This window comes from Limnobacter sp. G6BE5S, assembly GCF_058448965.1.
Genome location: NZ_JBZFLM010000001.1, coordinates 345,692 through 359,506, shown reverse-complemented (window position 1 = coordinate 359,506; position 13,815 = coordinate 345,692). Strand labels below are relative to the sequence as shown.

Annotated in this window: 15 protein-coding genes; 14 read left to right on the top strand and 1 reads right to left on the bottom strand. The window is 52.6% G+C overall.

Annotated features, from left to right (window positions below; all coding sequences use genetic code 11):
* The first annotated feature begins 1 nt into the window (after position 1).
* The 11 genes from ACVL1J_RS01760 (at position 2) to ACVL1J_RS01710 (ending at position 10,090) form a co-directional block, all read left to right on the top strand.
* Complete coding sequence (locus ACVL1J_RS01760) at positions 2-1,345, top strand: TRAP transporter large permease (RefSeq protein ID WP_159567932.1); 1,344 nt, start codon at positions 2-4, stop codon at positions 1,343-1,345.
* A 14-nt stretch (positions 1,346-1,359) separates the two neighbouring features.
* A complete protein-coding gene (mdcA, locus tag ACVL1J_RS01755) occupies positions 1,360-3,024 on the top strand; it encodes a malonate decarboxylase subunit alpha (protein WP_341236950.1) in 1,665 nt (554 codons plus the stop codon).
* A 12-nt stretch (positions 3,025-3,036) separates the two neighbouring features.
* Positions 3,037-3,360, top strand: coding sequence for a malonate decarboxylase acyl carrier protein (mdcC, locus tag ACVL1J_RS01750; protein WP_371717122.1), 324 nt, complete (start codon positions 3,037-3,039; stop codon positions 3,358-3,360).
* On the top strand, positions 3,350-4,249 hold the full coding sequence (locus tag ACVL1J_RS01745; RefSeq protein WP_341236951.1) for a biotin-independent malonate decarboxylase subunit beta: 900 nt from the start codon (positions 3,350-3,352) through the stop codon (positions 4,247-4,249). Before mdcC ends, ACVL1J_RS01745 begins: the two co-directional genes overlap by 11 nt.
* On the top strand, positions 4,246-4,971 hold the full coding sequence (gene mdcE / locus ACVL1J_RS01740) for a biotin-independent malonate decarboxylase subunit gamma (RefSeq protein ID WP_341236952.1): 726 nt from the start codon (positions 4,246-4,248) through the stop codon (positions 4,969-4,971). Before ACVL1J_RS01745 ends, mdcE begins: the two co-directional genes overlap by 4 nt.
* Before the next feature lie 10 nt (positions 4,972-4,981).
* Positions 4,982-5,680: a malonate decarboxylase holo-[acyl-carrier-protein] synthase gene (gene mdcG, locus ACVL1J_RS01735; RefSeq protein ID WP_341236953.1), complete on the top strand. Its 699-nt coding sequence runs from the start codon at positions 4,982-4,984 to the stop codon at positions 5,678-5,680.
* The gene (locus tag ACVL1J_RS01730; RefSeq protein ID WP_341236954.1) at positions 5,677-6,555 is read left to right on the top strand and encodes a triphosphoribosyl-dephospho-CoA synthase; all 879 of its coding nucleotides are present in this window, start codon (positions 5,677-5,679) and stop codon (positions 6,553-6,555) included. Before mdcG ends, ACVL1J_RS01730 begins: the two co-directional genes overlap by 4 nt.
* Entirely contained in the window at positions 6,552-7,469 is a 918-nt protein-coding gene (locus tag ACVL1J_RS01725) for an acyltransferase domain-containing protein (RefSeq protein WP_341236955.1), read from the top strand. Before ACVL1J_RS01730 ends, ACVL1J_RS01725 begins: the two co-directional genes overlap by 4 nt.
* A gap of 15 nt (positions 7,470-7,484) precedes the next feature.
* Positions 7,485-8,312, top strand: a complete 828-nt coding sequence (locus ACVL1J_RS01720) for a sulfite exporter TauE/SafE family protein (protein ID WP_236550764.1) — start codon at positions 7,485-7,487, stop codon at positions 8,310-8,312.
* A 96-nt stretch (positions 8,313-8,408) separates the two neighbouring features.
* Complete coding sequence (locus ACVL1J_RS01715) at positions 8,409-8,942, top strand: DUF3455 domain-containing protein (RefSeq protein WP_341236956.1); 534 nt, start codon at positions 8,409-8,411, stop codon at positions 8,940-8,942.
* A gap of 191 nt (positions 8,943-9,133) precedes the next feature.
* Complete coding sequence (locus ACVL1J_RS01710) at positions 9,134-10,090, top strand: sulfite exporter TauE/SafE family protein (RefSeq protein WP_341236957.1); 957 nt, start codon at positions 9,134-9,136, stop codon at positions 10,088-10,090.
* A 103-nt stretch (positions 10,091-10,193) separates the two neighbouring features.
* Here ACVL1J_RS01710 and ACVL1J_RS01705 read toward each other — a convergent pair whose 3' ends face one another.
* Entirely contained in the window at positions 10,194-11,270 is a 1,077-nt protein-coding gene (locus ACVL1J_RS01705) for a Fic family protein (RefSeq protein WP_341236958.1), read from the bottom strand.
* Positions 11,271-11,476: 206 nt separating this feature from the next.
* On the opposite strand from ACVL1J_RS01705, the gene ACVL1J_RS01700 reads away from it, so the two are divergent.
* From ACVL1J_RS01700 to ACVL1J_RS01690, 3 genes are all read left to right on the top strand, one after another.
* A complete protein-coding gene (locus tag ACVL1J_RS01700) occupies positions 11,477-12,007 on the top strand; it encodes a DUF6795 domain-containing protein (protein ID WP_159567942.1) in 531 nt (176 codons plus the stop codon).
* A gap of 134 nt (positions 12,008-12,141) precedes the next feature.
* The gene (locus ACVL1J_RS01695; protein ID WP_159567943.1) at positions 12,142-12,579 is read left to right on the top strand and encodes a DUF6795 domain-containing protein; all 438 of its coding nucleotides are present in this window, start codon (positions 12,142-12,144) and stop codon (positions 12,577-12,579) included.
* Entirely contained in the window at positions 12,572-13,801 is a 1,230-nt protein-coding gene (locus tag ACVL1J_RS01690; RefSeq protein WP_341236959.1) for a lipase family protein, read from the top strand. The genes ACVL1J_RS01695 and ACVL1J_RS01690 overlap by 8 nt, the downstream gene beginning before the upstream one ends.
* Positions 13,802-13,815: the final 14 nt, after the last annotated feature.

The window sequence follows — 13,815 nt, the reverse complement described above, 5'->3', positions numbered from 1 at the left end:
TATGGGCGTCGTCGAAATTGGCCTGATTTACACGGCCCTGACATTGGTGTTGCTGTTCTCGGGCATGCCCATTGCGTTTGCGCTGGGTTCATCGGCCGTGATCATCATGTATTTTTTCATGCCTGCGACCAATATTCATTTGATTGCAGAAACAATTTTCGGTGAACTTGAAAACTTCACCTTGTTGACCATTCCGCTGTTTATTCTCATGGGGGCTGCCATTGGCAAAACCCGTGCGGCGGTGGATTTGTATGAATCGGCCTACCGCTGGTTGTACCGCATGCCAGGCAGCCTGGGTGTGGCCAACGTAATGGGTTGTACCATTTTCGCAGCGCTGTGTGGTTCAAGTCCTGCAACCTGCGCAGCCATTGGCGGCATGGGAATTCCTGAAATGCGCAAGCGTGGTTACAGCGGTGCTTTGGCATCTGGCTTGATCGCTGCGGGCGGTACTTTGGGTATTTTGATTCCACCCAGCATTACCTTGATTATTTATGGGGTCATGGCCGAGCAGTCCATCGGCAAGTTGTTTGTCGCGGGTATTGTTCCCGGCTTCTTGCTGGCCGTGCTGTTTTCGCTGTGGGTGGTCATTAAATACATTCGCGACCGCCACGAATGGATGAGAACTGCAAGCCCCGAAGAAATTGCCAAAGTGGCCCAGAAAGAGCACTTCACCTGGAAAGAAAAGATGGAGTCGCTGCCGCGTCTGCTGCCTTTTCTGCTGTTGATTGCGCTGATCATGGGTGCCATGTACGGCGGTTTCGGTACACCTTCGGAAGTGGCCGGTGTGGGTGCAGTTGCTGCGCTTATCTTGGTGATTGCACTGTACAAGTGCTACCAGTGGACCGACCTTCGTGCCATTTTTACAGGCACAGCGAAAGAAAGCTGCATGGTCATGATGATCATCGCCATGTCCTTCCTGTTCACCTATGTGATGAGCTATCTGCGTATTAGCCAAAGTATGGCTGAATGGCTGGTGGCACTGGAAATGTCGAAGTGGGCTTTGCTGTTCTGGGTCAACATGTTGTTGCTGGTGTTGGGTTTCTTCCTGCCACCTGTGGCCATTATCCTGATGATCACGCCGGTGATTTTGCCGCCCATTCTGGCTGCTGGTTTTGATCCAATCTGGTTCGGCATTATTTTGACCATCAACATGGAACTGGGCTTGATTACTCCGCCTGTGGGCTTGAACCTGTTCGTGATCAACGGCATTGCGCCCGACATCAAGTTCGGTGAAATTTTCCAGGGCATTATTCCGTTCATCCTGATTATTGCGGGTTACATCGCTTTGCTGGCTGTGTTCCCCGACATCGTGATGTTCCTGCCCGACATGTTGTACGACTACTAAGCAGGACAAATACAATGAGCATAACCAACACTGCATGGCGCCAAGGGCAACAATCCAAGGCGGCCCGGTTGGGCCGCGCTGCCCACCTTGCCGGTGGAAGTTCAGGCAAGGTGGTGAAGGCCGATCAAACTGTGGCCTTGCTTGAAAGTGTGATTGAGCCCGGCGACCGAGTTTGCCTGGAAGGCAACAACCAAAAGCAGGCCGACTTTTTGGCGCAATGTTTGGCCAAAGTGAACCCGCAACAAGTGCATGATTTGCACCTGTTGCAGTCGGTGGTGGCTTTGCCCGAACACACCGCGTTGTTCGACAAAGGCATCGCGAAGGAAATTGATTTTTCATTTTCCGGGCCACAAGGCGCACGCCTGGCCAACCTGGTCAGCGCCGGGAAAATCAAGATCAATGCCATTCACACCTACCTGGAATTGTTTGGTCGCTACTTTGTGGATTTAACGCCCAATGTGGCCTTGATTGCAGCCGAGGCTGCAGATGCCCAAGGCAATTTGTACACAGGGCCTAATACCGAGGACACACCTGCCATTGTGGAAGCCGCGGCTTTCAAAAACGGCATTGTGATTGTGCAGGTCAATGAAATACGCGACACACTGCCGCGTGTAGATGTACCTGGCGATTGGGTTGATTTTGTAATTCATGCACCGCGCCCGAATTACATCGAGCCTTTGTTTACACGCGACCCGGCACAAATTTCTGAAATACAAGTGTTGATGGCCATGATGGTGATCAAGGGCATTTACGCGGAGTATGGCGTAAAGCGTTTGAATCACGGCATTGGTTTTGACACCGCAGCCATTGAATTGCTGTTGCCTACTTACGGTGAGCAATTGGGTTTGAAGGGAAAAATTTGTACCAACTGGGCACTGAACCCACACCCCGCATTGATCCCCGCGATTGAAGCAGGCTTTGTGCAAAGTGTGCACAGTTTTGGCAGTGAATTGGGCATGGAAAAATACATTGCTGCAAGGCCCGATGTGTTCTTCACTGGCAACGACGGCAGCATGCGCAGCAACCGCGCGTTTTGTCAGGCGGCAGGGCATTACGCCTGCGACCTGTTCATTGGTTCAACCTTGCAAATTGACACTTTTGGTAACAGCAGCACAGCCACCAAAGGCCGAATCGCCGGCTTTGGCGGTGCACCCAATATGGGTGCCGACGCGCGTGGCCGCAGGCATGAAAGCGAAGCCTGGGTAAAGGCTGGGCGTGAAGCACAGGCCAACCCCAAACACATGCCACGTGGGCGCAAGCTGGTGGTGCAAATGGTAGAAACTTTCCGCGAACACATGGCCCCCGCGTTTGTTGAGCGGCTAGACGCCTGGGACCTGGCCGACAGCATGGGTTTGAACAACCCGCCGGTGATGATTTTTGGTGACGATGTAACCCACATTGTGACCGAAGAAGGCATTGCCAATTTGCTGCTGTGTCGTGGTGAAGAAGAACGCGAGCAAGCTATTCGTGGCGTGGCCGGCTACACCGAAGTGGGCATGGCCCGCGACAAGAAAAAGGTGGAAGAATTGCGTGCACGTGGTGTGATCAAACGTGCAGAAGATTTGGGCATTGCCCGGCGCGATGCCACCCGTGATTTGCTGGCTGCAAAAACCGTCAAAGATTTGGTGCGTGCTTCAGGTGGTTTGTACAACCCGCCCAGCCGTTTCCGCAACTGGTAAGGGGTTTTCATCATGAGCATGGAACAACTGAAATACAACTTGCCCAGCAAGGCCCAACAGGCACAACGTGATGCAGTGCTGGTGGGTGTTACCGCCAGCGGCAACTGTGAAGTGTTGCTGGAGAAAGGCAGCGATGGCGCACATTGTTCAGTGGACATTCAAACCTCGGCACGCGGCTTCGGCCAAATTTGGCAAGCTGTGTTAACCGATTTTGTTGAACGCAAAAACGCAGGTGGTTTGAAAATTGAAATTCACGATGTGGGCGCAACACCGGCTGTGGTCAGCCTGCGCCTGGACCAAGCCATCGAGGCATGGGAGAACAAACATGGCCAATAGTTTTCTGGAAGCCAGCGCACGCGACCGTGTGCAGGCTGTGTGCGACGCTGGCAGTTTTCAGGAAATGCTGAAGCCGTCTGATCGCATCAGCAGTCCCCACATGGCGTTGCTTGAACAACCTGTTGCATTCGATGATGGCGTGGTCATTGGACGCGCCACTTTGGGTGACGTACCTGTGTTGGTGGCAGCCCAGGAAGGTGAGTTTTTGGGCGGTGCCATTGGCGAAGTGCATGGTGCAAAAATTACTGCGCTGATCGCCAAGGCCGTGCAAGAAAAACCGCGTGCCGTGTTGCTGATTTTCGAAAGCGGTGGCGTGCGCCTGCACGAGGCCAATGCCGGTTTGATCGCGGTGTCCGAAATTATGCGGGCTGTGTGTTCGGCGCGTGCACAGGGCGTGCAATTCATTGGCCTGATTGGTGGTTCGGCGGGTTGCTTCGGCGGTACGGGTTTGATTGCACGTTGCTGCGATGTGCTGATCATGTCGGAAGAAGGGCGCTTGGCCATGTCGGGCCCGGAGGTCATTGAAACCGTGTATGGCGTGGAAGAATTCGACTCACGCGACCGTGCCTTGGTGTGGCGGGTCAGCGGTGGCAAACACCGTTACGTGATGGGCGACATTCAAGCCTTGGTGGCCGATGACACCGACGCTTTTCGCAACGCGGCTTTGACCGCGCTCGATTCTGACAAAGTGAATTTTGATCTGGAAAACCTGGAGGCTGAACACGCCATGTTGACCCAGCGCTTGCAGCAGTTTGGCGATTGCAGGGATGCCAAAGAAATTTGGCAACGTTTGGGCTTGCCCACAGCAGAGGAATTGGCCCTGATGCCTGCAGATGAATTTGTAAACGCCACGGCCAATGCCCGCAATGTGGCAAGGGGTGCGCGATGAATCGAGACCAGGTTTTGAATGCCTTGTTCGGTGAAGGCTGGAAAGCAGCGTGCCTTGAGGCCGATCATTTTTATGGCCGTGCAACGGCCGGTAACCAGGAAGTGACGGTGATTGGCACTGCCGAGAAAGCCGAGGTGGGTGCAGACATGGCCCTGACCATGGCGCGCGTGGTGATTGAAACCATCAAACAGCGCCCTGGCGAACCCATTGTGTTTTTGCTTGATACGCAAGGCCAACGCCTTCGCCGTCGCGATGAATTGATGGGCCTGAATGGTTACATGGCGCACCTGGCCAAGGCCGTTGAACTGGCACGCCAGCGTGGCCATGTGATCGTCAGCGTGGTGTACGGCGAGGCGGTCAGCGGCGGCTACATCAGCACCGGCATGATGGCCGATGCCTGCTATGCCCTGGCCGATGCAGAAATCAAAGTCATGAACCTGCCAGCCATGTCGCGCATCACGAAAATTCCTTTGGATCATTTGCAAGAACTGGCCAAGCAGTCGCCTGTGTTTTCGCCAGGTGTGGAAAATTATTTCCGCATGGGGCACCTGGATGCAGTGTGGCAAGGTGACTATGCAGCAAAACTGGTCGAATCGATTGCGCATTTGCAGGGCAAGTCGCGTAGCGAGATCGCGAAAGACTCCCGCATTGCACGTGGTGTAGAACGGGGTGGCCGACAGGCGGCGGGTGTTGTGATAAAACGTGTGCTGGGCTCGCAATGAGGGGTCAGCAATGAGTCTGTTCAATCGCCACGATTTTGTGTGGTTGAACCTGAATGCCGTGAAGCAGGCCGACTATATCGGACCTGCTCCCATGGAGCCCGTCAGTGCATTGTCTTTGTTGCACCGTTGGGTGCTGGGCGGTTATCCGTTGATCGTGGCCCGCCAGGAAGAAATTCAGTCAACTGGCCTTCGGGTGGGTTTGGCTGAACCTGCCTCTTGGGGCAAGCGGCGATTGTCATTTGTCGTGAACCGGGGCGACATTCAAAAACACCAGCAGGGCCCTGGCCTAAGCAATGTGGTGCCGCAATTGCCACTGCACTGGCAGGCGGGTGCCCTTGCCCTGAATTCCTTTTTAGATGAACAGGGTATTTCTGCCCATGTGTACGGCTCAAGTGCTGTGCAACACCTCACCGGTTTGCCCTGTGTCACAGAGAATTCAGATCTGGATGTGTTGTTCAAACCGTTGACCTGGTCACACGCTGAAAATTTGTGCATGTACTTGAATTCTTTGCAAACCCGGTACCCCGCATTTCACGTTGACGGTGAAGTGCTCAGCCCCAGTGGGCATGCAGTGCCGTGGCGCGAATTGTGTCGGGCCTTGCCTGAACACAATGCACAGCTGTTGAGCAAAACCAGTCGTGAAGTCAAGTTGGTGTCACTGACTGATTATCGGTCGGGATTCACCTGCCCGGTTGGGAGTGCGGCATGAAAGAACTCGTAGCGCGAATTGATGCTGCGGCATGTGATGCCCTTTTGCAGGAAGTGGCGCTGGAATACAAGCCTGGCCTGGTTTGCCCCAGCCGAAACGGCAGCCATGCCGACATGAATTGCAGCACCTTCAAGCGCAGCATTCAGGCTTTGCAGGGCTACTTTGGCGAGTGCTTCGCCGCGGGTGTTCAAGGCGCCGAGTTTCGAACACTTCAACGCCTGGGTTTGTCTGCGGAGCAGGCCATGCTGAAGACGACTGCGGGTGTCAACACCCACAAAGGCGCCATATTCCTGATGGGTTTGCTGGCAGGTGCTGCCGGGGTGCAGTTTCGTGAATACGGTTGCTTCGAGCCGATTGGCTTGGGCCGTTTGGTGGCCGCCAAGTGGGGTGTGAATATTCTACTGGCAGGTGTACAGGATCAGGTTCTGTGTGCTGACACACCCACCCACGGGCGGCGCGTTAGGGACGCTTTCGGTTTGCCGGGTGCCCGCGAGCAGGCAGCTGAAGGTTTTCCGGTGCTCTTTTGGACCACGGTGCCGCAACTGCGTTGGGCCTTGTCCGAGGGGCTTTCGCAAGAGCAGGCGCAGTTGCATGCCCTGGTGTGCACCATTGGCAAATTGCCCGACACCAACCTGGCGCATCGGGGCGGCCTGAAAGGTCTGCAGTGGGCACAAGGCAAAGTGGATCAGTTCCTGGCTGAAGGCGGTGTGTTTGCACCCGGCTGGCGCCTGCGCGCGGAACACCTGTGCGAACAATTCGAGGCCCAGTGGTTAAGCCCCGGTGGCAGTGCCGACCTGCTCTCGGCGGCCCTGTTTGTGCAGGCCTTGGTTCAGGTGAATTCAGAGTTGCCACGTTTCATGACCGCCCGGCAATGAGTCTTTGTATCCTGTGCCCCGGGCAGGGCAGCCAAACACTGGACATGCTGCCGCGTTTGTTGGCAGAGCCCCTGATCGAGCCGCAGCTTGCACCGTTGCTTCATGCCATGCCTTTCGATGCAATGGCCGTGTCGCAAAATCCAGCGGAATGTTTTGCCAATGCCCATGCGCAACCTTTGATCGTGGCGGTGGGTGCCGCCGTGTCGCAAGCGTTAAAAGCACAGGGCATTCGTGTGAATTTAAGTGCGGGCTACAGCATTGGTGAACTGACTGCACATGCGGTGGCTGGCAGTGTGCAGGCATTGGAAAGTGTTGGTTTGGCCGTGAAGCGTGCGCGCTGTATGGACCAGGCCGCACCACCCGCCCACGGCATGATGGCGGTGAAAGGAATTCGCCTTGAGAAATTACATGCCATTGCACAAGAACATGGCCTGGCGGTTGCCATTGTGAACGATGAACAGCATGGCGTGTTGGCGGGCCCCACTGCGGTGATGAAAGCCATTTGCAAGGGCATGGAACGCGAGCTTGGTGCGCATGTGGTGCACTTGAATGTGCAAGTGCCTTCACACACGCCTTGGTTAATTGATGCCACCGTGGCTTATCGCCGCACACTGGAATCTGCAGGTTGGGCGCCGTTCGATTGTCCTGTGCTTAGTGCACTGGATGGCAGCCCGGTCGAGTCGAGTGCAGGCGCAATTGATTGCCTGGCACGCCAGATTTCCGAGCCCTTGCAGTGGGCACGCACCCTGGACCTTGCTCAGGAAATGGGGGCCACGGTGTACTTTGAAACTGGGCCTGGTAACAGCTTGACTCGCATGGTGCGCGAGCGATTCTCCAATGTTCAAGCACGTTCATTGTCCGAATTTCAAAGTTTTGATGGCGCTTTGAGCTGGTTGCGCTCACAGACTTCCTAACCTCACGAGGCCGAATTGGGCGCAGAACTGTTTGCTGAAATTTTTACTGTGCAGGCCGTTCTGGCTTACATTGCAATTGGAATTATTGCCGGCTTTCTGGCGGGTTTGCTGGGTGTGGGGGGCGGCAGCGTGCTGGTGCCTGCACTGGTGTGGGCCTTCAAGCTGGCGGCACTGCCTGGGCAATGGAATTTTCGTTTGGCGCTGGGTACTTCCATGGCGACCATTTTGTTCACATCGGTTTCAAGTGTGCGCTCGCATCACCAACACCGCGCGGTGCGTTGGGATGTCGTTAAAAACTTCATTCCCGGTATATTGTTGGGCACCCTGTTTGGCACATTCCTGGCGCGCCATGTGTCCACCACTTTCCTGATTGTATTTTTCGCCCTGTTCATGGGGTTGGCCTCCTTTCAAATGTTTTTTGAATACAAGCCAAAACCGGGTCGCGTGTTGCCGGGGCGCAATGGGCAAATGGGCGTGGCCACATTCATTGGCACTGCGTCTTCGTTGGTGGCGGTGGGCGGTGGTGCACTCACCGTACCGTTTTTGGTGTGGTGCAACGTCTCGATTAAAAATGCAATTGGCACTGCATCGGCCATGGGTTTTCCCATTGCCCTGGGTGGAACCATTGGTTTCATTTTCAATGGTTGGACCGCACCCGGCCTGCCCACGGGCAGCCTTGGTTTTGTGTACACACCTGCTTTGCTGTTCACGGTCGTAGCCAGCGTGTTGTTGGCACCTTCAGGCGCCAGGGCCGCCCATGTTTTGCCAGCGCCATTGCTGCGAAAAGTGTTTGCTGTGGTGGTGTTTGGTATCGCGGTGAACATGATGCGTGGTGTGTTTTAGGAAACTTTGTCTGCCTTGTCATTCGCTCATTCGTTAGAACTTTCATGAACTGGTGGAGTCCCTTTAAGCCATGAATGAAAAAGCGGAGTGAATTACATGATCCCCCAAAAATGGTTGAGTATCGTCGTGGCTTTTGCGCCCGGCTTGCTGTTTGCGCAAACCGGCGCATCACAAAAAGATTTGCCAGCACTGATCCAGGTGGCCACCGGCAACAGCCTTGTGCTGGAAACCAAAGCCAGCGGGACCATTGAATACCGATGCAGCAAGGCACAAGACCCCCTCACCACTTACAAGTGGGTCATGGTTGGTCCACGGGCCGACCTGAGCGACCAAGGCGGTGAAAAGATTGGCGATTACTCTGGCCCGCCTGCGCGATGGACCCACAAAGACGGATCGTTTGTAACAGGCTCGCAAGTGGCCGTGTCACCCAACAGCAGCAAAAACATTCCCTTGCAACTGGTGAAGACCGATGTGTCTGGCGGGCTTGGCGCGCTGACCGCGATCAGCTACGTTCAGCGTGTGAACACCAAGGGCGGTGTTGCACCTTCCAAAAAATGCTCAGTCGACAATGTGGGTGAAAAAGCGGAAGTGAAATACAGTGCGGAGTATCGGTTCTGGAAGACGAATTAAGTTGGGAGTTATCTAGTTCATGTCTCCCCTTGGGGCGACGAGTGCAGCAGTCATGTTGTGGATACATTCGTTAAATTGTTTTACATGACTAACAGTAATAAGCAACGAACTAATCAATACTTTTTTATTTTGAGCTTCTTCGATACTGTTTGACACCGGCAGCACCTCACGCTGTGTCAAATGGAAAAAACATGAAGCTTTATCGCAACCTGCCCGCCAAAGGCACGCCCGTTGTGCCCCCGCTCTCGGCACAGCCTGCCGGCATTGCACAACCGATGGCCATTCGCCTGGCCGTCGGCTTCACCTCCTTGGTACTGCTAACATTAACTGTCTTTGTGATAAGCCGGTTTGCGCTGACCAACGATTACGCCAGCGGACTTTCCCTGATTGAAGAAACCTTGTCAGACAAAATGTTCTGGAGTGCAGTTGCAGTCGGCTTTCTGGCGCAGGCCATCGACGGTGCACTGGGCATGGCCTACGGCATTACCTCAACCACCTTCTTGTTAAGTGCCGGGGCAACGCCCGCCATGGCCAGCGCCAGTGTTCATATCGCAGAAATTTTCACCACGGGCGTATCAGGTGTTTCGCATGCCAAGTTGGGCAACGTCAACAAGAAGCTGTTTTTACGCTTGCTGGTACCCGGCATGATCGGCGCGGTGTTGGGTGCGGTACTGGTTACTCAAATCGACGCAACGGTCATGAAACCCTTTATTTCAGCCTACCTGTTGATCATGGGTATTTACATTCTGAGCAAGGCATGGCGAACTATCAAATCGAATCAGGGCGAACCCAGGCACGTGGGAAAACTGGCCTTGTTCGGTGGTTTCGTTGATTCCGCCGGTGGCGGAGGCTGGGGGCCTGTGGTGACCACATCGCTGGTTGGTTCGGGCAACGATCCCCGAACGACGATTGGTTCTGTCAACTTTGCCGAGTTTTTCCTCGCGCTTGCTGGCGCAGCTTCTTTCACGTTGCTGGCAGGAACGGGCGTTTGGGTACTGGTGTTGGGTTTGGTGATTGGTGGCTTGTTTGCCGCACCTTTCGCTGCGATGGTAACCAAACGATTGAACACGCGCACCTTGCTGATTCTGGTGGGCGTGTTGATCAGCGTCGTGAGTTTTTTCAACCTGTATAAGGCCTTGCTGGTTTAGGGTCGAGAAAACGCATTGATTCGATACGATCGCGGGCATTCTTGGCGATCGTATTTGCTTGTTCTCAATGCTTTCTAAAGAATTTCATCCTGGCTTAGTAAATTCACAAGCTTAGTAAATTCACAAGCGGCTGATTAATGAAGTAAATATGTTTGCCTTGCGCATGTTCCAGCACAATGCCATTGCCGACAAGTTCTCGCAAATACTTTGCTGCTGTTTGACGTGAAACACCCAAGTCGTTTTGAACAAATTCGATTCGGGTGTATGGGTGTCTGAAAAGGTTGTTGAGCAAGTCTTGGGAATAAAGTTTTGGAAGTTCTCTTCTTATTCTTTGTTTGGTACTAGCCATCAATATGCGCATCCCTTCTACAAGGTCTACTGTACTTCTTGCTGTAACTGCTACAGCTTGCAGCATGAACAAGACCCATTCATGCCATTGACCGTGGTCTCTTACAGTTTGAAGAAGTCGGTAGTAATCGGATTTGTTCTGGTTGATGTATCTGGAAAGGTAAAGAATCGGAATATCCAGCAAGCTGGTTTGAGTCAGATAAAGCACACACAATATTCTGCCGATGCGTCCGTTGCCATCGCTAAAAGGATGAATGCTCTCGAATTGATGGTGAATAAGCGCCATTTTAACCAGTGGATCAAGATCGTCTGGCGTATTAATAAAATGCCCCAGGTTGTCCATGTGTTGCTGAATTTCATTGGCGCTTTGTGGGAGAACAAAAACCGTCGCACCGGTTCGGTCATTTTTTAAAACGGTGCCTGGCATGTGACGAAACCCGTCGGTACTGTTTTTCAATAATTGAAACAGTGCAATCAATGTGCTGTTGGTGAGAAGCCCTTGGTCGAATTGCATTTTCGAAAAACCGTATTTCAAGGCCTCCCTGTAGCGTGAAACCTCTTTGCTGGCCGGCGATACCCAATCAGCAAGCTGTAAATCAGCCTGAAAAAGTTCATCTTGCGTGGTCACGTAACTTTCAATTTCCGAGCTTGCCTTGGCTTCCTGGAGGGTCAAGGTGTCAATCAGGATTGCTTGATTGGGAATGCTTTTGGCACAGCCCTTTAGCTCTGCAAGATGCCTGTGCGCTGCAGCCAAGGCCTTCAAAATAGCGGGATCTTCCTCATTAAAACCGGTGGGAGGCAGTGATGGAATGTTGTAACTTGCTTTTAACATGACACTCATTACGTGTTAAGAATATTAGATTTTTTTAACATGATAGTTGTTTCATGTTGAAAAAACCTGTTTTTTTAGGCATAAGAAGTGAATTTCGGAATGAAACATTGGCTCTACCCCCTGTGAGTGACTTGAGTCAGCGGCTTTTTTGAGCCTCAATTTGGCTCTGCTACTGTGTTGCCTTTCCCTTTGAAGGCAACTCATCCATGCGTTTACGTTACTTTTTACTTTTGGGATTTCTCTCTGTTCCCTACTTAATTCTGACAACTTGGGATTTGAGCCTGTTTCAAACTGTTCGACAGGACAACCTGATTTTGTCCCCGGCGGTTAGTGGTCAATTGTTTGATCAAGGGAAGCCAGTAGTCGGGGCAAAAGTGGTTCGGGTGCTCTCTTGGAATATGGACGCCGAACCACGCACTGAAATTACCTTTACGAGTGAGCGCGGTCATTTTCAGTTTCCCGAAGTAAGGGGCGCTGCTGAATTTGGATTTTTGGCCAAATTGTTTCACGTTCCAGTTGTGCTGATTGATGTCAACCTGATTGAGGGGCAGTCTTCAACCTCGCTGTTCTCGAGTGGAAGACATTCATATGACCAAGCAGTTGAGGCGGGTTCTCAGAAAACTAATTTGAGTTGCGATCTGAAAGATCGCCTACTGTTTGAGGGCGTTTTGCCGATCATCGACTGCAAGGTTGAATGGTCTAATCAATTAGAGCTATCCGAATTAGTGATTTTTTGAGCGCTCATGCAGGTCTGATAGTGTGTTTGCTTTCCGTCACAACGCATCACAACCCTATGCGACCAAACCTCGGTAGATGGCTGTTCCCTGCCTGCGCCACTTTTCTTCTCTCTTTCCCCCAAGGATCTCATGCCATGTGGCAAGACAACCTCGTTCTGTCCTCTACGGTAGAGGGTCAATTACTAGATCACGGTAAACCTTTGGCAGGAGTGAAAGTGAAAAGAATTCTTCATTGGAATATGGAGTCTGAGCCACGTACAGCAATTACCTCTACGGATAAGGATGGTCGTTTTCAATTTCCCGAAGTACGCGGTGCGGCAGAGTTCGGTTTTTTAGCAAAGCTGTTTCACGTACCCAATATAAGTCTTCGAATCTATATTCCAATCGACGGTAAAGACTACATGGCCTACGCCACATCGAAAAACTCGTATCAGGACAACGTTGAGACGGGACTTCCCTACATACGTATGAAATGCGATCTGAAAAACAAGGAGTTATTCAACGGTAGGTTGCCAATTATTAACTGTGAAGTAGAAGAATCCGAAGAAAGGAAAAGCCTTAAATATGACTAATCTACTTTTACAACCAAACTACGTTCATGCACTTTCGGGTTTTGCATACGAAGCCGATTCCGTTTTTCGCAATCTAAAAGGGGCGAATCCCGGCAAGTCAGTAGCGCATGTATCTACCCTAAGTTCAGACGAACTAATTCAAGTGGCCAAGTCTCGACAACTTCCAATTCAATCAGATGGATTTGGTACACTCGCCGGCCGATCCGGCCTTTTCAACATCGACCTCCTCAGCGGTTTCGGTTTCGTCGCACACGGCACGGGCAGTCGCAGTAACGAGCTGGTGCTGGTCACGCGCGGCACGAATTTCCAGCACAACAAATTCGATCTCGCAACCAACGCAAACATCGGTTATGGCATCGGCCCACGGGGCAATGTGTTTCACCGGGGGTTTTTGAAAACCTTCAAAAGCTATCAAAACCAGTTGGTGAACTTTGTATCGCAAAGTGGTGCAACGCGACCAAATACTATTCACTGCATGGGCCACAGCCTGGGCGGTGCTTTGGCCAACCTCAATGCGTGCATGTTGCGCGATGCCGGTTTCAATGTTTGCCTGTACACCATTGGTGCGCCGCGCGTGGGTATCGTCAGCTATGCGCAAGACATGACCAAGCAAATTGCACCCAATCAAATTCGGCGCATCGCCAACTCCTGTGATCCGGTTCCCATGGTGCCTTTGTTTCCCTACATGCATGCCTCTCGGGGGTCTTCTGAACTTTTAATACAGCATGGCGAGAAGGTGAGTGTTGATGCGCACCTGCTGCACAGTGGTTATTCCAAAATGGCTCATAGCAGCAGTTGGAGCGACTTTTTACCGATGCCGCATGGCTTGTCGCAGTATGCAAATTTATCGAGAGAATTTGCAAAACTGGGTGGCGGTGGCATGTTCAATGCCAAGCTACTCGACCTTGTTGGCAAACTGACTGAACAGGTGTTGCGCTCAATGGGGTATGCCTACCTGGTCACAGTGCAGGGCGGCTTAAGTCTTGCCGTTACTGCGGCAGATCTGCTTTCAGAAGTGCTGGTAAAGGCCGCCAATGCCAGCAAGCTGCTGGCCGACGATGTGTTCACCATCGTGAATTCAATGCTTGATTTTCTGGGGCGTGCGCCGATCAGCGGTAGTGCTGTCACAGTTCAGACCCTTCACTGGATTCTGGGGCAGTTCAGCACGGAAATGGCTGGGCGGGCGGGGCAGGCCATGTTGAAGGCGCAGAAACCAAGTTAATTCGAAGGGGGTCG